This window comes from Vreelandella sp. 162(4c) (genome assembly GCF_058152265.1).
Genome location: NZ_CM176981.1, coordinates 4,160,006 through 4,186,991 on the forward strand (window position 1 = coordinate 4,160,006; position 26,986 = coordinate 4,186,991).

23 protein-coding genes are annotated in these 26,986 nt (G+C 56.4%); 17 read left to right on the plus strand and 6 right to left on the minus strand.

Annotated elements, in window-relative coordinates:
- Positions 1-124 precede the first annotated feature (124 nt).
- The 4 genes from AC4EYZ_RS19110 to AC4EYZ_RS19125 all read left to right on the plus strand — a co-directional run bounded on the left by AC4EYZ_RS19110 (position 125) and on the right by AC4EYZ_RS19125 (position 5,703).
- Complete coding sequence (locus AC4EYZ_RS19110; RefSeq protein WP_490203963.1) at positions 125-1,273, plus strand: exonuclease SbcCD subunit D; 1,149 nt, start codon at positions 125-127, stop codon at positions 1,271-1,273.
- Entirely contained in the window at positions 1,270-4,335 is a 3,066-nt protein-coding gene (locus AC4EYZ_RS19115) for an AAA family ATPase (protein WP_474192995.1), read from the plus strand. Before AC4EYZ_RS19110 ends, AC4EYZ_RS19115 begins: the two co-directional genes overlap by 4 nt.
- A gap of 136 nt (positions 4,336-4,471) precedes the next feature.
- Positions 4,472-5,215: a tellurite resistance TerB family protein gene (locus AC4EYZ_RS19120; RefSeq protein WP_490203964.1), complete on the plus strand. Its 744-nt coding sequence runs from the start codon at positions 4,472-4,474 to the stop codon at positions 5,213-5,215.
- The gene (locus AC4EYZ_RS19125) at positions 5,215-5,703 is read left to right on the plus strand and encodes a phosphatidylglycerophosphatase A family protein (RefSeq protein WP_287018941.1); all 489 of its coding nucleotides are present in this window, start codon (positions 5,215-5,217) and stop codon (positions 5,701-5,703) included. Before AC4EYZ_RS19120 ends, AC4EYZ_RS19125 begins: the two co-directional genes overlap by 1 nt.
- 89 nt (positions 5,704-5,792) lie before the next feature.
- Here the strand turns inward: AC4EYZ_RS19125 and AC4EYZ_RS19130 are convergent, their stop codons facing one another.
- The 3 genes from AC4EYZ_RS19130 to AC4EYZ_RS19140 all read right to left on the minus strand — a co-directional run bounded on the left by AC4EYZ_RS19130 (position 5,793) and on the right by AC4EYZ_RS19140 (position 9,017).
- A complete protein-coding gene (locus AC4EYZ_RS19130; protein ID WP_490203965.1) occupies positions 5,793-7,175 on the minus strand; it encodes an NAD-dependent succinate-semialdehyde dehydrogenase in 1,383 nt (460 codons plus the stop codon).
- A 202-nt stretch (positions 7,176-7,377) separates the two neighbouring features.
- Positions 7,378-8,001, minus strand: a complete 624-nt coding sequence (msrA, locus tag AC4EYZ_RS19135; RefSeq protein WP_474193123.1) for a peptide-methionine (S)-S-oxide reductase MsrA — start codon at positions 7,999-8,001, stop codon at positions 7,378-7,380.
- A 107-nt stretch (positions 8,002-8,108) separates the two neighbouring features.
- Positions 8,109-9,017, minus strand: a complete 909-nt coding sequence (locus AC4EYZ_RS19140; protein WP_141440787.1) for a LysR family transcriptional regulator — start codon at positions 9,015-9,017, stop codon at positions 8,109-8,111.
- A 150-nt stretch (positions 9,018-9,167) separates the two neighbouring features.
- Here AC4EYZ_RS19140 and AC4EYZ_RS19145 point away from each other — a divergent pair, with 150 nt between their 5' ends.
- The 10 genes from AC4EYZ_RS19145 to AC4EYZ_RS19190 all read left to right on the plus strand — a co-directional run bounded on the left by AC4EYZ_RS19145 (position 9,168) and on the right by AC4EYZ_RS19190 (position 22,063).
- Positions 9,168-10,679 (plus strand): CoA-acylating methylmalonate-semialdehyde dehydrogenase, encoded by a 1,512-nt coding sequence (locus tag AC4EYZ_RS19145; RefSeq protein ID WP_190374801.1) that lies wholly within the window; start codon positions 9,168-9,170, stop codon positions 10,677-10,679.
- A 26-nt stretch (positions 10,680-10,705) separates the two neighbouring features.
- A complete protein-coding gene (locus AC4EYZ_RS19150) occupies positions 10,706-12,391 on the plus strand; it encodes a GMC family oxidoreductase (protein ID WP_052475598.1) in 1,686 nt (561 codons plus the stop codon).
- A gap of 204 nt (positions 12,392-12,595) precedes the next feature.
- Positions 12,596-12,799, plus strand: a complete 204-nt coding sequence (locus AC4EYZ_RS19155; RefSeq protein WP_035559868.1) for a cold-shock protein — start codon at positions 12,596-12,598, stop codon at positions 12,797-12,799.
- Between the two features lie 221 nt (positions 12,800-13,020).
- Positions 13,021-14,790 carry an SLC13 family permease gene (locus AC4EYZ_RS19160; protein ID WP_190374802.1) on the plus strand — a complete coding sequence of 590 codons (1,770 nt, stop codon included), beginning with the start codon at positions 13,021-13,023 and terminating at the stop codon, positions 14,788-14,790.
- A 90-nt stretch (positions 14,791-14,880) separates the two neighbouring features.
- A complete protein-coding gene (locus AC4EYZ_RS19165) occupies positions 14,881-15,546 on the plus strand; it encodes an alpha/beta hydrolase (protein WP_022522451.1) in 666 nt (221 codons plus the stop codon).
- 40 nt (positions 15,547-15,586) lie between these two features.
- Complete coding sequence (locus tag AC4EYZ_RS19170) at positions 15,587-16,285, plus strand: hypothetical protein (RefSeq protein ID WP_190374803.1); 699 nt, start codon at positions 15,587-15,589, stop codon at positions 16,283-16,285.
- Positions 16,282-17,772, plus strand: coding sequence for a complex I subunit 5 family protein (locus AC4EYZ_RS19175; RefSeq protein WP_490203966.1), 1,491 nt, complete (start codon positions 16,282-16,284; stop codon positions 17,770-17,772). The genes AC4EYZ_RS19170 and AC4EYZ_RS19175 overlap by 4 nt, the downstream gene beginning before the upstream one ends.
- Complete coding sequence (locus AC4EYZ_RS19180; RefSeq protein WP_400672433.1) at positions 17,769-19,274, plus strand: complex I subunit 5 family protein; 1,506 nt, start codon at positions 17,769-17,771, stop codon at positions 19,272-19,274. The genes AC4EYZ_RS19175 and AC4EYZ_RS19180 overlap by 4 nt, the downstream gene beginning before the upstream one ends.
- Positions 19,271-21,043: a complex I subunit 5 family protein gene (locus AC4EYZ_RS19185; protein ID WP_027958545.1), complete on the plus strand. Its 1,773-nt coding sequence runs from the start codon at positions 19,271-19,273 to the stop codon at positions 21,041-21,043. Before AC4EYZ_RS19180 ends, AC4EYZ_RS19185 begins: the two co-directional genes overlap by 4 nt.
- A 36-nt stretch (positions 21,044-21,079) precedes the next feature.
- On the plus strand, positions 21,080-22,063 hold the full coding sequence (locus tag AC4EYZ_RS19190; protein ID WP_035538190.1) for a YihY/virulence factor BrkB family protein: 984 nt from the start codon (positions 21,080-21,082) through the stop codon (positions 22,061-22,063).
- A 74-nt stretch (positions 22,064-22,137) separates the two neighbouring features.
- Here AC4EYZ_RS19190 and AC4EYZ_RS19195 read toward each other — a convergent pair whose 3' ends face one another.
- Together AC4EYZ_RS19195 and AC4EYZ_RS19200 are read right to left on the minus strand one after the other, a co-directional pair.
- A complete protein-coding gene (locus AC4EYZ_RS19195; protein ID WP_022522457.1) occupies positions 22,138-23,547 on the minus strand; it encodes a PhoH family protein in 1,410 nt (469 codons plus the stop codon).
- Positions 23,548-23,762: 215 nt separating this feature from the next.
- A complete protein-coding gene (locus AC4EYZ_RS19200; protein ID WP_474191849.1) occupies positions 23,763-24,632 on the minus strand; it encodes a LysR family transcriptional regulator in 870 nt (289 codons plus the stop codon).
- 115 nt (positions 24,633-24,747) lie between these two features.
- Between AC4EYZ_RS19200 and AC4EYZ_RS19205 the strand changes: the two genes are divergently transcribed.
- A complete protein-coding gene (locus AC4EYZ_RS19205; RefSeq protein WP_427769030.1) occupies positions 24,748-25,614 on the plus strand; it encodes a cation diffusion facilitator family transporter in 867 nt (288 codons plus the stop codon).
- Positions 25,615-25,715: 101 nt separating this feature from the next.
- Positions 25,716-25,988, plus strand: coding sequence for a hypothetical protein (locus AC4EYZ_RS19210; RefSeq protein ID WP_039860484.1), 273 nt, complete (start codon positions 25,716-25,718; stop codon positions 25,986-25,988).
- A gap of 62 nt (positions 25,989-26,050) precedes the next feature.
- On the opposite strand, the gene AC4EYZ_RS19215 is transcribed toward AC4EYZ_RS19210, so the two are convergent.
- Complete coding sequence (locus AC4EYZ_RS19215) at positions 26,051-26,236, minus strand: DUF3008 family protein (protein ID WP_022522460.1); 186 nt, start codon at positions 26,234-26,236, stop codon at positions 26,051-26,053.
- 219 nt (positions 26,237-26,455) lie between these two features.
- Between AC4EYZ_RS19215 and ybaK the strand changes: the two genes are divergently transcribed.
- A complete protein-coding gene (gene ybaK / locus AC4EYZ_RS19220; protein WP_022522462.1) occupies positions 26,456-26,923 on the plus strand; it encodes a Cys-tRNA(Pro) deacylase in 468 nt (155 codons plus the stop codon).
- Positions 26,924-26,986 lie beyond the last annotated feature (63 nt).

Here is a 26,986-nt window from a genome sequence, read left to right on the forward strand (position 1 = left end):
AAACGATTAGCCCCGCCATTGAGCGGGGCTTTTTGTCGGTCGTTTATGTAGGTGAGGAGTTTTGTGGGTAGATTGAGTATCGGGTTGTTATCATGCCGCTACACTATTTTTTGCTGAGCCTGTTATGCGTCTACTTCACACCGCCGATTGGCACCTGGGGCGGCTGTTCCACAACCTGTCGTTACTGGATGATCAGCGCTATGTGCTCGACCAGCTTATCGAGATTGTCGACCGGGAAAACGTCGATGCGGTGCTGATTGCGGGCGATATCTACGACCGTTCGGTGCCGCCTGCGGCGGCGGTAACGCTGCTGGATGAGGTGCTCCACGCGCTCTGCGAGGAGCGCAAGCTGCCGGTGATCATGATTTCAGGTAACCACGATGGTGCTGAGCGGCTTCGTTTCGGCGCGCGCCACCTGCGTCAGGCCGGTCTGCATATTCTTTCCGACTTAGCTGATTTTGACACACCTGTAACGCTGACGATTAAGGGCGCTGAGATGGATGTGTTCGGCATTCCCTACGCCGACCCCGAACATGTTCGCAGCCAGTTTAACGTGGAGGTGCGCGATTTTGACGGCTCCCACCGCTATTTGGTTGAGCGCATCGAAGAGCAGCGTCACCCGACACGCCCGTGCATATTGATGAGCCACTGCTTTGTGGATGGCGGCAGCGCCTCTGATTCTGAACGCCCGCTGACCCTGGGCGGTGCCGAAAGCGTCGCCTGGGAGCCTATGCAAGGCTTTGACTATGTGGCGCTTGGCCACCTTCACGGCCCCCAGTACCGCGGCGGCGAGCATATTCGTTACAGCGGCTCGCTGCTCAAATATAGCTTTTCCGAAGCCAGCCAGCGTAAAGGCGTGACGCTGGTGGATTTTGATGCGAGCGGCGTCACCAAGATCGAGCAGATACCGCTCATTCCCAGTCGTGAAGTTCGCGTATTAGAGGGCGAGATCGATGCGTTGATTGCCCAGGGGCGAACGGACGCCAATGCCGACGACTACCTGCTGGTGCGGTTAACTGATCGCCACGCCATTCTCGACCCCATGGGCAAGTTGCGCGAGGTGTATCCCAACGTGCTGCATCTCGAGAAGCCCGGTATGCTGGATGCTCGGGGCAATCAGCAGCTTGACCGAGAGCGGCTGAAGTTCAGCGCACTGGATATGTTCAGTGACTTTTTCGCCCAAACCAGCGGTGAGCCCATGACTGACCAACAAACCGAGGCGATAAGCGAACTGATAGGCAAGCTTAGCCGTGACGAAGAGGCTCAGGGATGACACCGCTAACCCTCACCATGCAGGCGTTCGGGCCTTTTGCGGGCAGTGAGACTATCGACTTCACCGCCCTGGGCAGAAGCCCGCTGTTTCTGATTAATGGCCCTACCGGCGCCGGTAAAAGCTCGATTCTCGATGCCATCTGTTTTGCGCTTTACGGCCAAACCACGGGCAATGAACGCGACCCGGCGCAGATGCGCTGCGACCAGGCTGATGCTACGCTGCTAACGGAAGTGATGCTGGATTTTCGCCTGCGCGGCGTGGATTACCGGGTTCGCCGGGTGCCCCAGCAGGAGCGCCCCAAGGCCCGTGGCGAAGGCACGACTACCCATAATGCTGAAGCCCAGCTGTGGCGATTAAAGGCAGATGGTGATGTAGAGACTTGCCTGGTGGCGCGCAAAGTTAACGATGCCACCGCGGAGCTGCAAACCCTGATCGGCCTGGATGCCAACCAGTTTCGTCAGGTGATGGTGCTACCCCAGGGCAAGTTCCGCGAACTGCTGCTGGCAGGCTCCAAAGAGCGCGAAGTGATTTTTTCCCAGCTGTTTCAAACCCAGATTTTTCAGCGCATCGAAGAACGCCTGCGAACCCAGGCCAATCAAATCGAGCGGGCAGTGAGTGATCATCGCCAGCATATCAGTGGCATCCTCGCCGGGGGGGAGCTTGAGAGCGAAGCCGCGTTAGCGCAAGAGCTTGAAGCGCTGACACCCCAGGTAGACCAAGCGCGGCAACGCTTTGAAACCGCGCAGCAGCAGCGCCGTAGCGCCGAAAAACAGCGCGATGAGGCGCTGGCGCTGCAGCGTCAATTTGAGGCCAGGGATACACTCGCGGCGGATAAAACCCGCCATCTTGAGCAGCGCGCTCACATAGAAAGTACTCAGGAGCGTTTAGCGCAAAGCACCCACGCCCAGGCGCTGCGCCCCCATAGAGCAGCCCTAGACCAAGCACAGCAGGCGCTAACCACCGCCCAGGCCGATCAGCGACAGGCGGAAACCGCGTTAGCCACTCAACGTAGTAACGCCGATCAGGCGCAGCAGTCGTTAGAAGTGGCACGCCAGCGTCAGGCAGAGCTCCCCGCGCTCCGGGAGCGCCACCGTCAATTGGGCGAATTTATTCATAAAAGCCAACAGTTAAGCGAGTTGCAGGCGTGTTTTCAAACGGCGCAGGCCGCCTGGCAACAAGCTGATAGTGCGCTCAAGCGTGATGAGGCGCAGCTAGATAACATTCGCCAGCAGGGCGAAGCGATTAGCGTTAATCTGGAACGCTTACAGACAGAGTTTCAGCAGCTGGCCAGCGCCCCCGCTGAGCTAAGCCGCCATAACGACCTGCTGACCCTGCGTCAAGAGCTGGATGAACTCGCCCGGCAAGCGCGTGAGTTAACCAGCCAACAGCAGCAGGCAACGGAGACACTCAACCGTCTGCAAAGCGAAGCAGAGCGCGCGCAACGCCACGCCACTGAGCAGGAGATGCGCTGGCACCAGGGGCAGGCCGCGCTGTTAGCGCTTACTCTTGAACAGGATGCGCCTTGCCCGGTGTGTGGCAGCCTGGAGCATCCAGCCCCAGCGGTTGATAGTGCCAACGTGGTCAGTCAGGCGCAGGTTGAAGAAGCCAGGATGGCGCAAGAGCAGGCCCGCCAAGCACGTCAGGGTGCCGAACGTCATCACCATCAGCTCACTCAGCAGATTAACTACAATACAGAACAGGCCCAGCGGCTTGCTCAACAGTTGGGCGAGTGGGCTAGTCAACCGCTGACTGAGCTGCAAAATGCCTGCGAAGGCTTGCGCCGCCAAGTGCAGCGCCGGGAAAGCGTTGAACGTGAGATTAGCCAGCAGAACACCGCTCGCGAAGCGCTGCGCCGCGAGTGGGGCGCGCTGGATAAGCAGCTTAAAACCCAGCGTCCCGAGGTGGAGAAGGCGAAAGAGGAGGCGTTGCGCCTGGAGAGTCAGCGCGATCAGCTGAGCCAATCGCTGCCTGAAGATGCCCGCGACCCTGAGGCAATGCGCCGAACTCTTGCAGATCTGGAAAACCAAATCGCACAACTTGAAAAAGCCTGGGAGAGCGCCCAGCAGATGCTCTCGACCAGCCAAACCCAGCTGGCCCGGGCGGAAGAGCAGCTACGCGGCGCGAACGAGCGAATCGAACGTAGTGAGCAGACGCTAAAGCAGGTGCAAACAGAGTGGCAAACTGCCCTGCAGGCTAGCCCCTTTGGTGATGAGGCGGCGTTTCAGGCTGCGCAGTTGGATGATGCTCAGTGGCAAGAGTTGACTCGGCAAGTAGAGGCGTACCAACGCCGTCTGGCCGAGCTTGAAGGCGCGCTGGAGAACTACCAAGCCCAGCTTGCGGAAAAAACGCCGCCAAATATGGCCGCGCTGAACAGCCTAGCCGATGTGGCCCAGGTCGAAGAGAACGCCCAGCTAGAGGCGTGGCGGGGACTCGATGGAAGGCTGTCCACACTTCGAGGCATTCGTCAAAAGCTTGCGACTGCCCACACGGCGCAGGCAGAGCTCGAAGCCCAGTATCAGCTGTGGGGCACGCTCAGTGAGGTTGCTAACGGCCGTACGGGGCACCGTATTAGCCTGCAGCGTTTTGTGCTGGGAGTGTTGCTGGATGACGTATTGATTCAAGCTTCGGAGCGGTTGGTACGCATGAGCCGCGGGCGTTATCAGTTGGTGCGCCGGGAAGATCCCTCCAAAGGTAACAGAGCCTCTGGGCTGGAGCTTGATGTGGCCGACACCTACACCGGCAAGAATCGTTCGGTAGCGACACTCTCAGGCGGGGAGTCGTTTATGGCTGCGCTCTCGCTGGCACTGGGGCTCTCAGACGTAGTGCAGGCTTACGCTGGCGGCATTCAACTGGATACGCTATTTATCGATGAGGGCTTTGGTAGCCTGGATCAGGATGCGCTGGATCAAGCCATTGCCATGCTCAGCGAACTGCAAATGGGCGGGCGCATGATCGGCGTGATCTCCCATGTCAGCGAACTCAAAGAGCAAATGCCAGTCCGTATAGACGTGCGTGCCAGCCGGCAGGGGAGCTCAGTGGAAGTAAAGGGTGCACTTCTTTAACGCTTAACGCCGCATGGCCGATTGCAGGCAGTTTTCCTCCAAGGCCTGGTTCATGCTGGGTTCATATAGAATGTTTTATAAAGTGACTCAATCGTCAAACGAGCTCTGAAGATACTATCTACTTAGGAGTACAAGGATGAACGCAAGCAAAATTTTACAGCAGCTGATGCAGCAAGCTGGCGGAAGTCAGAAGGGCGGCAGTGGCAGTGGTGTTGATGTTAAAGGCATGCTGAGCGGGCTCTCTAAGCAGCTAGGCAGTGGCAGCAGCGGTCAAGGTGGCGGCTCCTCCAGTGGCTTCGATGTTAAGAGCCTGCTCGGTGGCGGCGCCATGGGCATGTTGGTCGGCTCCAAACGCGGCCGCAGCATGGGCGGTAAAGCGCTGAAATACGGCGCCATTGCTGGGGTGGGCGTGCTGGCGTGGAAAGCGTGGCAGAGCTCCCAGGCGGCAAAAAATGGCAATGCCCAGCAAAATACGGCCCAGAATGCGTCAGAGGGCGAGCGGGTAGAAGCGCTTAGCGGTGAGTACCAGGAGCGCCGCAGCCTGGAGTTACTGCAGGCGATGATTATGGCTGCCCGGGCCGATGGCCATATTGATCAGCAGGAGCAGGCACTGATTACCGAGCAGATTGATGCCCTGGGTGCCGACCAGGAGATGCATAACTGGGTGGAGCAGCAGCTAAAAGCACCGCTGGATGCCCAAGCGCTGGCCCGCGAAGCGGACTCCCCTCAAGCGGCCCGGGAAATGTACCTGATCAGCGTGGCCGTGACCGATGATCAAAACCCCATGGAGCGCGCCTGGCTCGACCAGTTGGGTAATGCCCTCAACTTACCCAAAGAGATGACTGACGAACTTGAGCGTCAAGCGCAGCAGGCGGGTTAATGCTGGATACGGTTAATTTTTGGCTAGCTACCGGCTTTGGGCTGGGGCTAGCGCCGATGGCGCCGGGTACCTTTGGCTCGCTGCTGGGCATCCCTCTGGCGTGGTGGTTGTTAAGCCGTCCGCTAGGTCAGCAAGGTGCTATCATGGCAACGCTGCTGCTACTTGCGATACCGGTTTGCCACGTCGCTGCCTGGCACTACGCCGGTTTGGATCATGGCAGTATCGTTGCCGATGAATATGTAGCGTTTCCGCTGGCGGTAATCGGGTTAGCCGGCGCGCGCCACCCAGCGGTGATAGCGCTGGCATTCGTTGTCTACCGCTTTTTCGATGCGCTGAAGCCGCCGCCGATTCATCTGGCAGAGTATGTTCATGGCGGTTTTGGCATTGTTTTGGATGATGTTATTGCGGCGTTGGTGACCTGGGTGGTGATTGCTATTGTGCTGAAACTTTGGCAGCGTCGAACCTCTGACCAACAGTTGAATTCGTAATAAACACGCAACGAAAAAAGCGCCGCTAGCCTTAATAAAAAGCTAGCGGCGCTCTATCTTATCGCTCAGGATTTTGAGCGCTTACAGCCTTACTCTTGAACGACAATAACCGACTTGGCATTGACGAACTCGTGCATGCCGAAGCCGCCGTGCTCGCGACCGTAACCGGAGTTTTTAACGCCGCCGAAAGGCATTTCCGGGGTTGCAACGCCAAAGCCGTTGATAAACACCATGCCGGTATCAAAGTACTTGCTGGCTAGCTCGGTGGCGCGTTTCACATCTTTAGAGATGATACCGCCGCCCAGGCCGTAACGGCTGTCGTTGGCAATGCGCATGGCATCTTCGTCATCTTTGGCACGAATCAGCGCAGCGACGGGGCCAAACAGCTCGTCGTCGTAAGCGGGCTGGCCGGGAGTCACGTTATCCAGCACGGTGACCGGGTAAAACGCGCCTTTACCGGATGGCTTTTCGCCACCGCAAAGAATCTTCGCACCTTTGCGCACGCTCTCTTCCACTTGGTCGTGGAGACCATCGCGCAGATCCACGCGAGCCATGGGCCCCAGGTCGCTGTCTTCTTGGGTCGGGTCACCCGCTTTAAGCGACTGCATACGTTCTACATAGCGCTTTTTAAACGTTTCATAGTTCTTTTCAGTGACCACAAAACGCTTGGCCGCGACGCAGGTTTGACCGCCGTTGTAGACGCGCCCCTGTACGCAGGTGTCGATGGCGACATCCATGTCGGCGTCATCGAGCACTAGGTAGGCATCGTTAGAGCCCAGCTCAAGCACGGTCTTTTTAAGGTGCTCGGCCGCTTTGCCAGCGACTTTGCGACCTGCGCCATCGCTACCCGTTAGGGTTACGCCACGTACCGCAGAATGAGCAATCACCTCATCAGAAACATCGTGAGAGATCACCAGTGTACGGAAGACGTTTTCCGGGAGGCCCGCTTCGCGGTAGATTTTTTCTAGCAGCAGGCCGCTGCCAGTCACGTTTTCAGCGTGTTTTAGCAGCACGCCGTTACCCGCCATAATATTGGCGATGGAGTAGCGTACTACCTGATATGCAGGGAAGTTCCAGGGCTGAATGCCGTAGATCACACCCATCGGTGAGTAGGTCACGAAACCGCGTTTACCATTGCCAGGCTGACGCTCTTCGTCGGCTAGCTTTTTGGGGCCATGTTCAGCGGTGTAATCACAGATGCCGGTGCAAAGATCGACTTCCTGGCGGGCCTGAGAAGGCAGTTTACCCATCTCATTGACCATCAGGTCGGCAAGCTCTTCTTTATGCTTTTGCAGCGCTTGGCCAATGGCTTTGACCGTTTTAGCGCGGCTTTCCAGCGATTCTAGGCGCCAATCGAGAAACGCCTCGTAGCAGGCGTCCACTATCTGCTTGGCTTCCGCGCTGCTCATTAGCGTATAGGATTCGAGGGTTTCACCATTGGTGGGATTGATCGTCTTGATGCTGTTGCTCATAAGATCTCCTATCTATTGATCAACGTGGGGTCACAGCGTCCAGCTCCAGGACGCCTAATAGACCAACCGGTCTATTTCTTGCGTAAGGTCACTGTAGTACAAAATGAACGACCATGCATAACATTGGCGTTCCCTTTCCGGCAGTGATTAAAGTAAACAGTTCAACCAATTAGTCTAATCAATGTTTAAGTCGTAACACCTGCTACTCAAACGAAGGCCCTCCGGCTTCTTCGCCCCACACTTCTTCCAGGCGTCCGTCGCGACCACAGCTGTAGCGGTAGAACTTATAACGCACAGGGTTCTTTTGATAATAGTTCTGGTGGTACTCCTCAGCAGGCCAGAACGTGGTGGCTGGTACTATTTGGGTGGCGATCTCCCGGTCGAAGCGCGCTTCCATTTCGGCTTTGGACGCTTCGGCCAGTTCACGCTGGGTTTCGTCATGATAGAAGATCGCCGAGCGGTATTGATCGCCTACATCGCAGAACTGACGGTCGACCGCAAAGGGGTCGATGTTGCGCCAGAAGATTTCTAATAGCTGCTCGTAGCTGATCTGTTCGGAGTCGTATTCGATTTGCACGACTTCAGCATGGCCAGTACCGCCCTGGGAGATTTCTTCGTAGGTGGGGTTCTCTAGCTCGCCGCCGATATAGCCGGAAATGGTGGAAGTGACGCCGGGTTGGTTATCGTACGGCGGTTCCATACACCAGAAGCAGCCACCGGCAAAAGTCGCTTCTGCACTGCTCTGAGCTTGAAGCGAAGGGCTGGCTAGGCCAGCGGCCGCCAATACGCCAAGCGTAAATGGACGAAGAGGGGACAGACGGATCATTGCAAGCACTCCAGTAGCAGGGCGAGTTACTGTTCATTATGAAGTTGATTAGTCGCTTGGTGTTCCCTTTCCTTACAGCCCCTTTGTCACAACCCTTTTTTTATGACTTAGCCTAGACGATGGGGCCATACCTCATCCAGCGTACTTAGCGCAGCGTTAACGGTCGATTCGTTGGTGCTTTCATGACGCCAGATAAAGCTTAACGCGCAGGGCAGGCGAATATTCTCTGCCACTGCCAAGCCGCTCTCCTGGCGTTCGGTCATCGCCAGGGCGTCCCGGGCTAGGCTTAAGCCAACGCCTGCGCGCACCAGGTCAAGCATGCAGGCCTCCTGATCCACCTGGGCCACCCGATTGGGAACTGCGCCGCTCGGTGCCAACGCCTGTTTTAACAGCCGGTGGTGGGCGGAATCCTGTGGCGTAACAATCCAGGGCAGCGTGGCTAAGTGCTCCCAACGAGTATCAATGAGTCGATTTTCCCAGCCTGCTGGGGCAATTACGTGATAATCAAAATGGGTTAGCTCACGCCAAGCAAGCGTCTCATGGCCTTTTCCAGGGCCTTGAGCGGGCGGCGCCAGGTAAAACCCAACATCTAAGTCGCCTTGTTCAATACGATTAAGCACGCTGCCGCTCATACCATGGTGAAGTTCGGTTTCTAACTGCGGCGTACGAGCCATCAAGCGGCTCAAAAAGGCGCCTAGACGGAGAAATTCGGGGTCGACAATGGTGCCAATTGAGAGCTTGCCGCGCAGCGTGCTGTGTAATGTCCCGGCGGTTTGCTCAAACGACAGGGCGCTGGCCAGGGCCTTTTCAGCGGCAGGTAGCAGTGCATGGCCGTCGGGCGTCAGAGCAAGGCCTTGAGGACGGCGACTAAACAGCGTGAGGCCTAAATTCGACTGCAGTTGCTTCAACTTTAGGCTAATGGCCGGCTGAGTCAGGTGCAGCTGTTCTGCGGCGCGTGACACGCTGCCTGTTCGTGCAACGGCCACGAAGGCGCGCAGGGTGGCGTACTCTTGCATGATTAGCCTCAAATACTCGTTGTGATATTAGAAAAGCTTATAACTGGCTTTTAAATAACTCAATTGACCCGTTCGTTAGGCCCAGTAGGCTAGGCTGAAAGTAAGCTTTTTGCACACGCTTTAAACATGCGTTCTTAACTAGGTACTCCCATGACAACAACAGCGATTCAGCACTTTATTAATGGTCAGGTCACCGCTGGTGAGTCTGCTCAATCCCAGGACGTTTTTAACCCCGCCACTGGCCGTGTTACCGGTCGTGTGTCGCTCGCTTCCCCGGCGGACGTCAATGCGGCGGTAGAGGCCGCACAAGCCGCTTTCCCTGCCTGGGCCGATACCCCGCCGATCCGCCGCGCCCGGGTGATGTTCAAGTTTTTAGAGCTGTTAAACGCTCATAAAGATGAGCTAGCCGAAGCAATTACCAAAGAGCATGGCAAGGTGTTCACCGACGCCCAGGGTGAAGTGGCCCGTGGTATCGATATTGTTGAATTTGCCTGTGGTATCCCGCAGTTGTTAAAGGGTGACTACACCGAGCAGGTGAGTACCGGGATCGATAACTGGACGATGCGCCAGCCGTTAGGTGTCGTCGCTGGTATAACGCCATTTAATTTCCCGGCCATGGTGCCGATGTGGATGTTCCCCCTGGCGATTGCCGCTGGTAATACGTTTATTTTGAAACCCAGCCCTCTTGATCCCAGTGCTTCGCTGCTAATGGCCGACCTGTTGAAGCAGGCGGGCCTGCCCGACGGCGTGTTTAACGTTGTGCAGGGTGATAAAGACTCTGTGGAAGCGCTGATCGACCATCCGCATGTTAAGGCGCTGTCGTTTGTAGGCTCAACGCCAATTGCCAACCTGATCTACGAGCGCGGCGCGCTCAACGGCAAGCGCATTCAAGCCTTGGGCGGGGCCAAAAACCATATGGTAGTGATGCCGGATGCACATTTGGATAAAGCCGTCGACGCACTGATTGGCGCCGCCTATGGCTCCGCCGGCGAGCGCTGCATGGCGATTAGCGTGGCGGTGTTGGTAGGTGATGTGGCGGATAAAGTCGTGCCAGCATTGGCTGAGCGGGCTAAAGCGCTGAAAGTAAAAGATGGTATGCAGCTGGATGCGGAAATGGGCCCCATTGTGACTCGTCAAGCCCACCAGCGGATTACTGGGTATATCGAAAAAGGCGTGGCTGAAGGTGCTGAACTGGTGGTTGATGGACGCAACTTTAATGCTTCATCGGCAGGCGAGGACTGCGCCGACGGGTTCTGGATGGGCGGCACGCTTTTTGACAATGTCACTCCCGAGATGACGATCTATAAAGAAGAAATTTTTGGCCCGGTGCTGGTTTGCGTGCGGGTGCCGGATATCGCCACTGCAATCCAGTTGATTAACGACCATGAGTTTGGCAACGGCGTTAGCTGCTTTACCGAAAGCGGTACGGTGGCGCGGGAGTTTGGCCGCCGTATTCAGGTCGGCATGGTGGGTATCAATGTGCCCATTCCGGTACCTATGGCATGGCACGGCTTTGGTGGCTGGAAGCGCTCGCTGTTTGGTGACACCCACGCCTATGGGGAAGAAGGCGTGCGTTTCTACACCAAGCAGAAATCGATTATGCAGCGTTGGTCGGATTCGATTGATGCCGGGGCTGAATTTGTAATGCCCACGGCGAAGTAGCGACTAAACGTTACCGGAGCCAACCAATGTCAGAATCTACCCATAACAATATCGACCATATCAGTTACTTCGACTATATCGTGATCGGCGCAGGCACCGCGGGGTGCCTGATGGCTAATCGTTTGAGTGCCAATCCCAATAATAAGGTACTGCTGATAGAGGCGGGCGGTCGCGATAACTACCACTGGATTCATATTCCGGTGGGCTACCTCTACTGCATTAATAATCCACGTACCGACTGGCTGTTTCGCACCGAGCCCGATAAAGGCCTCAATGGCCGTTCGCTGATCTACCCACGGGGGAAAACCCTGGGCGGCTGCTCTAGCATCAACGGCATGATCTATATGCGCGGCCAAGCGCGTGACTACGACCACTGGGCGGAAGTCACCGGCGACGATGCCTGGCGCTGGGAGAACTGCCTACCCGACTTTATCAAACATGAAGACCACTACCGTCTGGACGAGGGCGGAGATGCAGACGCCCAGCACCGGGATTTTCACGGCCACGGTGGGGAGTGGAGGATCGAAAAGCAGCGCCTCAAGTGGCAGGTGCTGGATGATTTCGCCGAAGCTGCCGTGCAGGCGGGCATCCCGCGTACCGACGATTTTAACCGTGGCTCTAACGAAGGCGTGGCCTACTTTGAGGTCAATCAGCGCTCGGGCTGGCGCTGGAATACCGCCAAAGCGTTTTTGCGCCCCGCGCTTAAGCGCAAAAACCTCACACTATGGCACTCCACTCAAGTCAATCGGCTGCTGTTCGAAAAAAGTGCCAACATGCTGCGATGCACAGGGGTGGAGGTGGAGCGTGAGGGCAGCCCGCTTCGCGTCATGGCGAACAGGGAAGTAGTGCTCTGCGCAGGCGCGATTGGTACGCCGCATCTGCTGCAGCTTTCCGGTGTGGGGCCCGCAGAGTCGTTGCGTAAGCATGGCGTTGAGGTAGTGCATGAGCTGCCGGGCGTCGGCGAGAACTTGCAGGATCACCTGCAGATTCGTTCGATATATCGGATTACTAATGGCAAAACCCTCAATGCCATAGCCAGCACGCTGTGGGGTAAAGCGGGAATTGGCCTTGAGTACCTGTTTAAGCGCTCTGGGCCGATGAGCATGGCACCTTCGCAGCTGGGGGCTTTTACCCGCAGCACGAAGGATCAGCCGCACCCCAATATTGAGTACCACGTGCAGCCGCTAAGCCTGGAAGCCTTTGGTCAGCCGCTGCATCCCTACCCAGCGATTACCGCCAGCGTATGCAATTTGAACCCTACCAGCCGGGGCACCGTGCGACTTAAAAGCAGCGACCCGCGCCAGGCACCGGCGATTTCTCCCAATTACTTGAGCACCCCTGAAGATCGCAAAGTGGCGGCGGATTCTCTGCGGGTGACGAGGCGTATCGCCGAGCAGCCTGCGTTTGCCAAATACGCGCCGGAAGAGGTGAAGCCCGGCCTTGAGTACCAAAGCGACGATGAACTAGCCCGGCTGGCTGGTGATATCGGCACGACTATTTTCCACCCGGTGGGCACCGCACGTATGGGCCAGGAAGATGATGCGATGGCAGTGGTCGATGCACGGCTGAGAGTGCGCGGTATTAGCGGGCTAAGAGTGGCTGACGCCAGCGTTATGCCGACCATCACCAGTGGCAACACCAATTCTCCGACGCTGATGATTGCCGAGAAGGCCGCCGGTTGGATACTGGCTGAGAGGCGTGAGGTTTACTAGCGACAAAATCTACTAAGCAGCGTTTTATGGGGGTGTTGACGCAGGAGGGTGGTTGAGCGCAGAATAGTTACAGTTGGTTAGCAAGTCGAACGTTGTCAGCAGTATAGAAGCGCCTCTAGCGTTAAATCTGGTGAAAGTCTCTTGTTATACCCACTGCAATTCGGGTATTTCCCGGTTTAATTAGCAACATCGAGGATTTCGATCATGGCAACTGGTACCGTTAAGTGGTTCAACGACACTAAAGGTTTCGGCTTCATTTCTCCTGACGACAATGGCGACGATCTGTTCGCGCATTTCTCAGAAATTCAGGCAGAAGGCTTCAAATCCCTGCAAGACGGCCAGAAGGTTTCCTTCGACGTCACCCAGGGTAAAAAAGGCCTTCAGGCTTCTAACATCAAAGTAGTTTAAGTTAATTCTTAAGCAATGAGATGTTAGCAATCACCGCCTAGCGTTGATTGACCAGAAAACCCCGCCAAGTGCGGGGTTTTTGCTTTCTAGGTTTGGTAATTTAAACTTGCCTCACACCTAATATTCCATTTTGATCTTTAAATGTTTCTAAAAATAACTTTTTAGAATATGCGATTGGCTTCACAATACCGCCATGCTTATTTGTTAAGGATGTCGTGGTTATGTCGCTGGATGCTTGGATAGCGGTCGGGGTGGTGCTCACCATCTTCCCGTTGATGGCCTTTTCACGCCTGGGGCCGGATATTATTTTGCTGGGCGCGGTGATTTTGCTAATGACGCTGGGGGTGATTGACCCACAGCAGGCGCTGGGGGGCTTCTCCAATAGCGGCCTGTTTACCGTGGCGTTTATGTATGTGCTGGTGGCCAGCATTCGCGAAACCGGCGGCATCGACCTGATCATTCGCTATGTGCTCAAACGGCCAAAAAGCGAGCGAGGCGCGTTGGTTCGCCTGCTGCTCCCCGTGGCCACGCTTAGCGGTTTTGTCAATAATACCCCCGTCGTTGCTACCTATATTCCCGCGGTCATGAGCTGGAGCCGTCGGCTGCGCTTGTCTCCCCAGCGGCTGCTGATGCCGCTCAGTTTCGCCTCTATCCTCGGCGGCACCATCACGCTCTTTGGTACCAGCACGAACTTGGTGGTGCACGGGCTATTGCTGGAGCGTTACCCAGAACTCGGTATGGGCCTGTTGGATTTGGCCTGGGTCGGTGTTCCCGTCGCCGTCGTAGGGCTTGGCTATCTTATTTTGCTCGGGCCGCGGTTGTTGCCTGCCAGGGAAGGGCTGGCCAATGCGTTTGCCAACCCACGCGAATTCACTATCGAAATGGAAGTCGACCCGTCAGGCGTGTTGGTGGATCGCACTGTCGAAGAGGCGGGACTACGCCACCTGCAGGAGTTGTTTCTGGTTGAGATTGAGCGCGCAGGCAACGTGGTTAGCGTTGTTGGTCCTGGCGAGCAGCTAAAAGGTGGCGATCGGCTGGTGTTTGCAGGTACCTCTGATGCGGCGGTGGAGTTGCAGCAAATTCGTGGCTTAATCCCTTCCCGGGATGGTACTTCCAGTTTGGAGAAAGAGTTTAAAGAGCGTCGCTTGGTCGAGGCGGTGGTCTCAAATCAGTGCCAGTTTATTGGCCAGCGTATTCGCGATGGTCACTTTAGAACCCTTTATGGGGCAGCAGTGCTGGCGATCTGCCGTGGCGGTGAACGGGTTAAGGGTAATCTTGGCCAAGTGCGGCTGCAGCCTGCCGATGTGCTGCTGCTGGAGGCGCGGCCGCCTTTTATTGAGCGGCACCGCCAGTCGCGGGATTTTTTGCTGATTAGTGAGTTGAATGGCGCGGCGCGGCCGATCCATGAGAAAGCGCCGCTAGCGTGGGGAGTGCTGTTAGGCGCCGTGCTGCTCGCCGCCTTCGGGGTGCTGAGTATGCTCAACGCTGCCATGTTGGGGGCGGCATTGGCGCTACTCACGGGCTGCTGTTCGGTGGGCGCCGCCAAGCGTGGCTTGGATACCCAGGTGTTGCTCACCATTGCCGCGTCGTTTGGGGTGGGGGCCGCGCTGCAAAGCTCTGGTGCTGCCGAGGTAATGGCCGGCGGAGTGCTCACCTTAGTGGCCGGGAACCCTTTGCTACTGTTAGTAGGCACTTACTGCGTGGTGGCGCTACTCACCGAGCTGGTGACCAACAATGCAGCGGCAGTGATTATTTTTCCGGTGGTGATGAGCGCAGCCGAAAGCTTGGGCGCGAGCCCGATGCCCTATGTGGTGGCGGTAATGTTTGCCGCCTCAGCGAGCTTTCTAACCCCCATCGGCTACCAAACCAACCTGATGGTATATGGCCCGGGTGGTTACCGGGTGAGTGATTTTCTACGGTTGGGCGGTGGATTAAATATACTGACGGGTGCCATAGCGCTCGTTTTGATTCCCCTCGTGTGGCCCTTTTGAGCGTGGCGTGACCTTTTTAAGCATGCCATGGCTCGCTGTTAACGCGGGTTTGCGCTAGGGTGGCCCTTTTTGAATAAGGAATACGATGTCATGACTGCTCCTGGCGAACTGATTATTGAGCCGAAAGATGGTCAACCCGCCGATGCCTGTGTGTTTATTATTCACGGCTTAGGCGCGGATGGGCACGATTTTGAACCCTTGGTGCCCGCGTTAGCGCTGCCTAAAGATTCCCACGTACGCTTTATCATGCCCCATGCGCCACGGCTGCCGGTGACGATTAATGGCGGTATGGTGATGCCCGCTTGGTACGATATTTTGGCCATGGATTTGGGGCGTCGGGTCGATGAGATCCAGCTCAAGAAATCTGCTGAGCGAATCCAAACACTGATTCAAGAGCAGATCGACCAGGGTATCGATAGCCAACGTATTATTGTGGCGGGCTTTTCGCAGGGTGGTGCTGTTGCCTACCACGCCGCGCTGACTTTCCCAGCGCCGCTAGGGGGCTTATTGGCCATGTCGACCTACTTCGCGACCGCGGACAATATCGACCTGGCGGAAGCCAATCGTCAAATCCCTATAGAAGTGCAGCACGGTAACTTTGACCCCATTGTGCCTGAAAGCCTGGGTCGTAGCGGAGCCGACCGCTTGAAAGAGATGGGTTACGCGGTCAACTACCGTCAATACCCCATGGCCCATGCGCTCTGCCCCCAGCAAGTGAATGATATCGGCAAGTGGCTGAGTTCTCGCCTACACTAAGCGCCTATTCGTGACCGATGCAAGGATGTAGCGAAAACGAATGACAGCCTCCTTAGATGCAATAGAATCTTTTGACGCAATAGAAGTGCTGCTGGCGCTGTTCCTCACGGCATCAGCGCTAGTATGCCTGTTTGACCGCCACCTGGTGCGCGCCTGCTACTTTTTTGTGGCTTTTACGGCCGCAATGACTGCGGCCTGGTGGCAGCTCGGTGCCCCCTGGCTGGCGGCTGTCGAGCTGGTGCTAGGGGTAGGGTTAACCGGGCCCTGCTTTTTTTATGCCCTGGGCCATGTCTTACCCGGCGCTTCCTCACCTTTAGAGCGCGATAAATTCAGCGAGCCTTGGTCGCGGGTGGCGATGCGGGTGTTGTTGGCACTGGCTTGGTTTGTCATGGTCGGCGCCGCGATTCGCTATGTCGTCGCCGATATGGCGTATGCACCGTCAGAGCATCCGCTGCTTGTTGCTGGAGTAGTGATTGCCGCTACCGCCTTAGGGGCGTTTGCGCTACACCGTCATCTGCTGCGTCGGCTGCTGGCGTTTAATCTGCTCGGCTCGGCGGTATTTATACTACTGGCTGGCGTGGCAGGCACCTCGGCGACTGCTCAGGCACTAATTAGTTTAGGGCTGCTAGTCGCTTGGCTGGGTTCAATGCTGGGTGCGCTGTTGATTCGGCAGCTTTTGCATATCGAAGGGGTCGAGGCTTTGGGGCGTGACGGTCGAACTGAAGAGGGCGCCACATGATTTGGCGCTTTGGCCTTTTCGATAGCACCTTTGAACCCCTTCTCCCTACCCACTGGGCGCTGTTAGTTGCGCTTGGCTTACCCCTGCTGCTGGGCATGCTGGCGGCACTATTCCCCCCTAAGCGGGCATGGCCCGTGGTGCTGGCGAGTGTTCCGGTGTTGGCTTCTGGGCTAATGCTGCTATCTGCTTACGATCAAGCGGGACTACTGCGCTGGCATTGGGACATAGCAGGCGTTCAGCTGTCGCTGCGCTTAAACGGGCTGAGCGCGCTGTTGCTATTAATGACTCAGATGATTGGCGTTGCGGCAGCGATCTATACGCCAGGGTATCTGCGCTTAAGCGAAACCGGGCCGTTGGCACGCTGGCTGTGGCCGCTGATGGGCGTAGTGCTGAGTGCGCTTTCGTTAATTTGGTTGGCCACTGACCTGTTGACCCTCTATGCCGGGCTGGAGCTGTTGGGCCTTGCGGCGGTCGGCATGCTGATGCTATCGGGCAAGGTAGCCGCGTTGGTGGCGGGAATGCGCTATTTGCTCTTGGCCCTGATGGGCTCGTTAACCTATTTACTCGGGGTCGCGCTGATTTTGGGCCACTGGGGGCGGTTGGATTTGCAGGGCTTGGCTGAGGTCGTCGAGCCTGGGCCGGTGGCGTGGTTTGCCGCCGCATTGATAGGCGCCGGGCTGGCCTTGAAAGCCGCGCTGTTTCCACTGCATGCCTGGCTGACTCCTGTCCACGAGAATGCCTGGACACCGGTGAGCGCGCTGCATGCGGCGCTGGTGATCAAGGCGTCGCTGTTTATATTGCTGCAGCTGTGGAGCATTCTGCTCCCCGATACTTTCTACGCCCCGCGTGTTATCGCTTGGTTAGGCCTGCTGGCGATTGTATGGGGCGGGTTACTGGCGTGGCGTACCGATTCACTTAAAACCCTGGTCGCTTCTTCTACCGTAGGTCAGCTGGGTTACCTGATGGTGGCTTTTCCGCTACTACTGGGGCCGGATATTGCCCCGCTAACCCGCGCTTTGGCTTGGGAAGGGTTCTGGCTGCAGCTAATGGGCCATGCCTTTGCTAAAGCCGCCATGTTCATGGCTGCAGGTAACCTGATATTGGCCACCGGGGAGAGCACGCTCAAAGGCCTGGCCGGTACCAGCCGCCGCTTGCCGCTTTCGCTATTAGTGTTTGGTATTGCCTCCATTACTTTGATGGGGCTGCCGCCCAGCTCGGGGTTTACCGCCAAGTGGATGCTGCTACAGGCGATGGTGATATCCCAGCAGTGGTGGGCGGTGGCCGCGCTTTTAACCGGTACGCTACTCACTGCTGCCTATATATTTCGCATGTTTCGCTACTGCTTTGATGAGACGGCCCCACGGCATCGTTATCAACCCTTGGCGCCGGGCATGGATCTGATCGCACTAACGCTTGCTCTGATTGCGTTCGCTCTAGGGTTATTGGCGCATTTTCCGCTGGAATTGATGCATGGAGGTAGCCCATGAACGCCGCCTGGTTACCGCTAACGGCTCTGGCCACTTCGCTATTGGTGGTGGTGATTATCTTTGCGCTGCCGGAAGACGCCCGGCGGCTGCGCACGACGATTAACCTAGCGGCGGCAGTGGTTAAGATTATTCTGGTTACTCTTATGGTCAGGCGGGTCGCCGCGGGGCATGAGGATATTTTTAGCTTTCAAGTGATCGGTGGCGTTGATTTCGTACTGCGCAGCGATGCGTTGGGGGTGATGTTCGCCGGACTATCGTCACTGCTTTGGCTATGCACCACAATCTACGCCATTGGCTACTTGGAAGGTTCAGCTAATCGGAAGCGCTTTTTTGGCTTTTTTAGCCTCTGCGTTGCGAGCACGATCGGCATTGCGCTGGCTGATAACCTGTTTACCTTCCTGATTTTCTACGAAATGTTGACGCTCTCCACCTACCCTTTGGTGGTTCATAACGGTACCCAGCAAGCACTCGATGCCGGGCGCGTCTATTTGCGCTACACCTTAAGCGCCGGTGTGGTACTGCTGCTTGGCACCGTGTTGCTATATAGCCTGACCGGGGATCAGTCATTCTCCTCAGAAGAGGGGTTGGGCGACTATTTAAACGATCATCGCGGTCTGCTAACGCTAATATTTGCCCTGCTAGTGGGTGGGTTGGCGGTAAAAACGGCCATGGTACCGCTGCATGGGTGGCTGCCCAGGGCAATGGTTGCCCCCGCGCCGGTGAGTGCGCTGCTACACGCGGTAGCGGTGGTGAAGGCGGGGGCTTTCGGGATTCTGCGGGTAGTTTACGACCTGTTTGGCATTGAGCTGAGCGTGGAGCTCGGCGTTATTACCGCGCTAGCGGTAGCTGCCTCATTTACGATTATTTATGGTTCATTAAGGGCCATTGCCCAAGAGGAGCTCAAGCCCCGCCTAGCGTTCTCCACCGTCAGTCAGGTCTCCTATGTCATTCTCGGTATAGGCCTGTTTGGCCCTTTCGGCACCGTCGGTGCTTTAGCGCACTTGCTGCATCAGGGCTTAATGAAGGTCACGCTATTCTTCTGTGCGGGCAACTATGCCGAAGAGCTGGGGATCCATCGTATTGATGAAATGGACGGTGCTGGTAAGCGTATGCCGTTGACCAGCATCGCGTTTACTATCGGCGCGTTTGGCATGATTGGCCTTCCGCCCGTTGCGGGGTTTATTACCAAGTGGTACCTCGGCGTTGGCGCGATTCAGGCCGAGATGTACTGGGTCGTCGCCGTGCTAGTGGCGAGCAGTACCCTCAATGCCATGTACTTTTTGCCCATTGTGCACCGCTTATGGTTCCGTTCAGGGCCTGCCCATGGCAAAGGCAGTTGGCCCAAAGAGCAGCGTCTAGGCCGTTTTGAAACCCATAGTTGGCTGCTGTTACCGATGGTGTTTACCGCCTTGGTGAGTTTGGGGGCCGGGCTGTTTGCCGGGCTTCCCTTTAGCCCCTTGGATTGGGCGGCTCGGGTAGCCAACGGGGAGTATCTGCCATGATGACCATGTTGCTTGCCCTGGCGCTACTTTGGCCGCTGGTCGTCATCGGCTGGACGCTATGGAGCGCCTACCGCGCTCCGGCTGCTTATCATAGCTATTTTTCAGCACTATGGCTAAGCGCCGCTTGGCCAGCGCTGCTGCTAGCCTATGGCGGTGAAGCGCAGTGGACGGTGGATGCCTGGATGCTGGGCGGCGAATGGGCGCTTAACTCGCTAAGCCGCCCCTGGCTTGCGTTTACCGCGCTGCTCTGGGGGTTGGCAGCCATCCACGCGAGGGGCTATTTTGCGACGGAACAGGCGAAGGCCCAGGAGGGGGATCAGGATACTCAGCGACGCCTGTTGCGCTTAGCGCTGCTTTGGCCGCTGACACTGCTGGGCAACGTACTACTGATTATTGCCCAGGATATCGCCAGTTTTTATCTAGGCTTTGCGCTGATGACCTTCGCCGCCTACGCACTGGTAGTGCATAGCGGTACCGCAGAGGCGCGGCTGGGGGCCAAGGCCTATTTGATGTTAGCCGTGGTGGGTGAAGGGCTTATTATAGGCGGCTTTCTATGGGCAGCCGGTGAAGCTGACACATTAACGTTGCAAGGCCTGCGTGAAGGCATTTTAGTCGCAGAGCAAGGCGCATGGATGGCCGCCTTGTTGTGCTTGGGCTTTGGCGTGAAAGCAGGGGCTATTGGCTTACACGTATGGCTACCGTTAGCTCACCCGGTGGCACCGGCCCCTGCCAGCGCGGTGCTTAGCGGAGCGATGATTAAAGCAGGGCTGCTGGGCTGGATTAGTGTGCTGCCGTTAGGTGATGAGCAGATTTCAGCTTCCTTAGCCCAGTTTGGCAACATCATGTTAATGGCAGGGCTGGCGGCAGCGTTTGGCGCCGCGCTGTATGGCGTTTTTCAGCGTCATCCTAAAGCTGTTTTAGCCTACTCCAGTATCAGCCAGATGGGCATGATGACTGCTTTGGTGGCCATGGGATTAGTCGCGCCAGAGGTGTGGCCGTTGCTGTGGCCAGGCTTGGTGCTGTTTGCTGCCCACCACGCGCTGGCCAAAGGCTCACTGTTTATGGGCACCAGTATCAGTGAGCATCTACCCCGGTGGCCGCTGCCGTTGGTCTGGGGTTTGCTGGCACTGCCGGGTATCTCGCTGGCGGGTGCCATTGGGGCGGGCATGATCAGCAAGTGGGGGGTGAAGAGTCCACTCTACGAAATGCATCATGAATCGTTAATCAAACTACTCAGTTGGGCGGCTGTTGGCACCGCGGCTCTGGTAAGCGTTGCTTTATGGCGTCAGTGGCAGCAGCGCCATAAAGGAGGCAGTAACCGAGAGCAGTGGGGCGCCTGGTTAGTTGCCATAGCGGCAGCGCTGTTAACGCCATTTTGGCTTCCCCTCCCTGCGGGGAGTATCGAGATGCCGCCGCTTAAAGAGTGGTTGGGGATTATGTGGCCATTCCCGGTGGGGGTACTGTTCGCCGCGGTGGGCTGGCTATTAACGCGTCCGCTTAAGGGTAAATCCCTCCCCGCGGGAGATCTATGGTGGCTCTATGCGGGGATGGTCGGCGCTGCATTGGTGCCAATACGGCGGCTTGGGCACTACTGCGCCAAGCTTAAAGCGGCGAGTGTGGCAAGCGCACAAAAAACTGAAGAGATATTAATGGGCCATTTAACTCGCCTGTTGTCGACGGAGTCCTGGTTGCGTCACCATGTCAGTGGGCTGATGATGTTGCTTGCCGTGCTGCTTGCGGCGCTAATGATGTGGGAAGGTCAGCGATGAGACGACTGTGTGGACTGTACTTGTCAGGAGCCTGCTATGGGTAAGCTCCCGCGCGGTCGCCGGGCGCAGGTACCCGGTGATATTCCCCAGCGGGGTTGGCACGATATTACTTGGCGGGTAGTGCGCGCCGCTCGTCGTAACCGCCTGACCATGCTGGCCGCCGGTGTGGCTTTTTACGCCTTGCTGGCGCTGTTTCCCACTATCGCCGCGGTCATTTCCCTCTGGGGGTTACTGTTTGACCCTTATGAAGCCGGTCAGCAGTTGTATGAAATAAGCCGGTTCATGCCGCCGGATGCTGCCAAACTGATTGATCAGCAGGCTCAAAAGGTCGTGGAGAGTGCGGAATCGGGTAATTTTCTGGGCGCATTAGCCGGGCTGCTGATTGCGATGTTTATCGCTTCCAAAGGGGTGGCGGTGTTGGTTATTGGCCTTAACGTGGTGTACGGCGAAACTGAAAAACGCAGCCTGTTACACCGTAGTACGGTATTGGTCGCGCTGACTTTTGGTTTGATTTTTATGACGCTGATCTCGCTAGCGTTTATTGCCATCGTACCGGTGCTGGTCAACTCCTTGGCGATTAATCCTCCGTTGGATCAAATCCTGCAATGGCTACGCTGGCCTGCACTGTTAGTGGTGATGAGCATGCTGATTGCGCTGCTCTACCGCTACGCCCCTTATCGGCGCTCGGCCCAGTGGAGTTGGTTAAGTTATGGGACGCTGCTGGCAACGGGGATGTGGCTGTTAGGTTCCGGTGGGCTTTCGCTCTACGTGCGCTATTTCTCTACCTTTAGCGAGCTTTATGGCTCACTGGGGGCAGTGGTGGCGCTAATGCTATGGTTTTGGCTCTCTGCCTTTGTGGTGCTGTTTGGTGCGGAAGTCAACTGTGAGATGGAGCGGCAAACCTTCACTGACACCACCATTGGCGAGGCGCGCCCGTTAGGTGAACGCGAGGCGTTTGCCGCGGATACCATTGGTGCCCCCCGGCCGTGGAAGGACATTGAGGAGAGTAACGATACCTGAGGGTGTGGAGAAGCACCTCCCACCAGCGGTGGGAGGCAGTTGGTTTTAAAAAAAGCAGGTTTAAAGAAGAAAGCTTAAAGCAGTTCTTCCGCCGCCAGGGCCAGGCGCGAGCGTTCAACACTTTTCAGCGTAATATGCCCGGCATGGGGCCAATCACGGAAGCGCTCCACCACTGCGGCCATGCCGCAGGTGTTGGCGGTAAGGTAGGGGGTGTCAATCTGCCCGACGTTGCCCAGGCAGACGATTTTGGTATTGCGCCCCGCCCGTGTTACTAGCGATTTAAGCTGTTTGGGGGTGAAGTTTTGCGCCTCATCAATGATTAAAAAGGTGTCGTTTAGGGTACGACCGCGCATAAAGCTCGGCGAGCGGATTTGTACCCGTGAACCAATCAACTGCCGCGTGGCGCCGTTATCCCAACTGGTTTCTCCCTCCTCGTTGCGCAGCAGGTTATCCATATTGTCGTGGAAGGCACCCATCCACGGTGACATCTTCTCCTCCTCGGTGCCGGGTAGAAAACCAATGTCTTCCCCCATGGGGATTGGCGCGCGGGTAAACACAATACGCTCAAACAGCTTGGCATCCAGGGTTTGCTGAAAGGCGGCGGCCAGGGTCATAAAAGTTTTACCCGTACCGGCATTACCCGCAATGGTAACCAGATCAATATCGGGATCCATGAGTAGATTTAATGTGAAGTTTTGCCGACTGTCGTGGGCGTGAACGCCCCAAACGCCCGCGTGGTGGCGATAGTTCGTCAGCAATTGCAGGCGCGCCGAAGAGGGCCCCAGTTCACGAACGATTGCTTCGAACTCCGCCCCGTTTTCGCTATCCGAGACCAGCATGCCCACGTGCCAGTGGCGGGGCATAGTGCCGGTGAGTTGGTAGAAAGTGTGGTGATCGAGTCGTTCCACTGTGACATCAACATTCAACGCTTCCCACAGTGAAGCGCCATGCTGGCCAGCGGAGGCGTAGACCTGGGCGCCCTCAATCATGGCGTCGCTGTCGGAGAAGGCGCGATCGTTGAGGTAATCCTCAACGGGCACTTTCAGCGCGGCGGCTTTAACGCGGAGGTTGATATCTTTGGTAATCAGGATGACCGAGGCGTCGGGGCGTTCTTCGCGAAGGCGGCAGGTCTCTGCCAGTATGCGGTTATCGGGGCTATCGTCGAGGGCGTCAAAGAGCTTTAAATCGTTGTAGCATAAAAAGTGCAGGCGTCCTGTGTCGCCGCTGATACGGGGAATCGGAATACCGCGTTGGATCTCATCAAAGGTGACTTGGCTGGTAAGGTCGGAGAGCGTACGGCTGATTTGGCGAGCCGTGCGGGCAATTTCACGTACACCATTTTTGTGCTTATCAAGTTCCTCCAGGACGGTCATGGGGATAACGACATCGTGCTCATCGAAGTGGTAGAGCGCGGTGGGGTCATGAATGAGGACATTGGTGTCCAACACATACAGCCGAGTGGCTTTCTTATCGAGTCGTACCATCGTTGGAATCACTCCTTGGTTGACGGCAACATCGACACTGGCAGGTGCGTATTACGCCCAGATGACACTCGCCAGTGTTCCTCACGTGGCGTGTCCTGGCGGCTCCTTATTTAGCTCTTTGTAATAGCGTGGAAGGCTTTGGTGTTTTTTTCCATAAAAAGATTTCAACGATATGTCAGCAAGTCCTGAGTGTTAGTCTGGTATTCGCCCGGGGCTCAGTTCTGGGAAGCTAAGAAGTGCGCCACTTTGTTTAACAAGGCGGTGGCCACCACGCCGCGGTTATCGCTCTCCACATAGCGGTAATAGTGGCTGTCTAGCACTAGATCGTGATTTAGCATGCAGAGCGTGCCTGCCTCTAGGGCGCCTTTAACCAGCGGGTAAGGCAGCAGCGCCCAGCCGGTCGCGTTGATGACGGCATCGCGGATCACCTCAAACATGGTTAAACCCAGATAATTACCTGAAAACAGCGCTTCGCTGATCAGCTTGTCATCCTGTACGTGGGTCAAACACACTTGGGTGTATTGGGCTAAGTCGTCGCGGTTAACGCTAGGGAGGCGACTCAAAGGATGATGGGGCGCTGCCACTAAACGCATGCTGACGGGAGCAAGGTTGGCCGCGTTGGTATCAATGCCTTCAGCGGTATACAGACCGAAGGCAATATCCACCGTTTGGCGCTGCACAAACTGGGTGTGTTCCTGGGGTGGCACTAGGTACACTGAAATCGCGGTTAGCGGAAACTGCTGTTTTAAATCATGCATTACCTGACGCCAAAACACCTCGGGCAGGGCGTCATCACGGGCGATGCCGAGTTGGCTTTCAACGCCCTGCAAATGCTGGTGGCAGTGTTTTTTGATTCGGCTTGCGCTGGTCAGCAGGCGGTAGCAGTCAGGAAGCACGCTATCGCCCACGGCGGTGAGCGTTAGGCTATTGCCCGAACGCTCAAATAGCGCCACGCCCAGGCTATCCTCAAGCGCATTGACGGCGGCACTCAGTGTGCTCCGTTTAAGGCCGGTATGTCTTGCTGCTGCGGCAAAGGAGCCATGCTCGGTGACATCAATAAAGGCCTGTACCTGTTCTGCACGCATAGTCGCCTCGTTTAACGCTTTGAGCGCCAGTTAACTTGGCGCTGAGCGATTCGTGATTGTCATAACTCTTCTCTATTATGGCGCATAATTCGCTTAAAGTGATGGAGTTATCCGCGTGACCCCCTTTGTTGCCGAGCGCCGTGCGCTAAGATTTTCAGCCATTTCAGCCAGCCTATTTGCGTTTACCGGGCTTACGCTAGGGCTAACCAGCGGTTCTATAACGATTCTTTTTGACAGCGGCTACTCGCTGCTGAGCCTTGTGCTGGCATCGTTGTCTCTGTTTGCACTTCAGCAGGCGCGTAAACCTGCGGATGAACACTACCCCTTTGGGCGGCTGACGGTAGAGCCGCTTGCAGTGCTGCTCAAAGGCGTAGTGATCGCGATGGTGTGTATCGTGTCATTGGTCTCCGCGCTATGGAGCCTGCTCGATGGTGGGCGGTTGGTCACGCTGGATTTGGCGCTGATGTTTGGCGTGGTCAACGTCACGGGTTGTTTATTAACTTGGTGGTGGCTGGCGCGCTACGCCGGTGTAGCGCGCTCTTCGCTGTTGACCGCCGAGCTACGTCAGTGGCAGATGGATACCTGGCTAAGTGCCGCTGTCATGTTGGGGTTTGGGCTTACCTGGCTGTTAACCCAGTCGCCATGGGCCAGCTACGCGCGCTTTGCCGACCCGGTGATGGTGCTGATCATTGCAGGCTACTTCTTGCCCATGCCGGTTCGCATGGTGAAGGGAGCACTGCGTGAGCTGATGTTTGGCGGTTCATGCAGCAGCGTGCGACGTGATGTGGTGGAGGATATAGCTGACTTTGATGTCACTGCCGACGATGTGCGTCTGGCCCAGGTGGGCAGCTTTTTAATGGTCGATATCCAGCTCGACAAGCAGCAGTTCGACGACGCTCAAGAGATAGTGGAGAGTGTAGAGAAGCGCTGTAAACGGCTAAACCTGCGCCCTATTACCAGTCTTACCTTAGTCGCTGGCTGAGAAGGGTGAAAAAAGATTGACGTTCTGTTACAGGCAGTGCTATTTAGCGCTACCGACAATAGGTGTCGGCTTAATAGTGCTACGTTGAGGGTTGTAAAAACATGCCACTGCGCCGCTGTTTACCCGTACTGCTACTGACCACACTGGTCGCTGGCTGTGCAAGCTCTACCATTGCGCCAAGTTATACTACCGACAATCCTGACGTTATGCGGATTGGCGGTGAGCGCCCGGCTAACCGCGATGCGAGCGTTGAAAGCGCTGGATCGTTCTGCCTGGAAACCGCCGAACGCTGGAATGAGCATGGCCGTACGCCGGATGGCCAAACGCTATGGGCAAAAGACACCCTGCGTAAAGTGGTGCCTTGCAAGCAGTAGTCGTTAGCAAAACCAAAACCGCCAGCTTCGATAAGCTGGCGGTTTTATATCAAAGAGGATAGTTAATCCTGTTTCTTTTCCGGTTTGCCTTTGCGCTGTGTACTCGCGAAATCTTCTAGCTCCTCCTCGCTCATGGAGTCATACATCTCTTTAGACGAACCATAAAGTTCACTGGGCTTGGTTTCTCCGCGCTTAGCGGATAGTGCCGCGCCCGCCGCTTTCTGTTGCGCCTTGGAGGTTGCTGGCATTGTTGAACTCCTTTCATTTAGCTTCCGTTTACCTACTGCACTATTGAGCATTGCATCTTTAAGCATAGTAGCTGGCGCTCAGCTTTCCATTTATAGCGTGCTAACATTCATGCTCAGCCACCGGTTGACTTCCATTTGCCTGTCGCGCTATTAACCTATCGGGCGAAGTGTGCCATTCAGTAAAGTCATCGTATCAACGCTATTAATGAAGAGAACGCCATGACACCGGCTATCAATAGTGCAAAACACGCAGGCATTGCCTTTCAAATCCATGAGTACGATCACGACGCCACCGCGCACTCCTATGGATTGGAGGCGGCGGAAAAACTGGGCGTCGCGGTGGAGCAGGTTTTTAAAACCTTAGTGGTAAAGCTGGATGGCAAACAGCTGGCGGTAGGCATTGTGCCGGTGAATGGCCAACTAGGGTTAAAGCAGATTGCTAAAGCCGCCGGCGCAAAGAAAGCGACCATGGCGGAACCGTCGGAAGTAGAGCGCACAACCGGTTATGTGCTGGGCGGTGTTAGCCCGCTGGGTCAGAAAAAGCGCTTGGCCACTTTTATTGATCACTCTGCCGAAAGCTTTGCCAGTATCTATGTAAGCGCCGGGCGTCGTGGACTTGAAATCGAGCTGGCCCCGGGGGATTTAGCCACGCTGAGTCAGGCTACCTTTGTGCCCCTGGCAACCTGATGTCACTGTGATGGCGGCGCAGCCCCGGGCACTTTCTGGTATGGTGCGGTAATATTTGCGCGT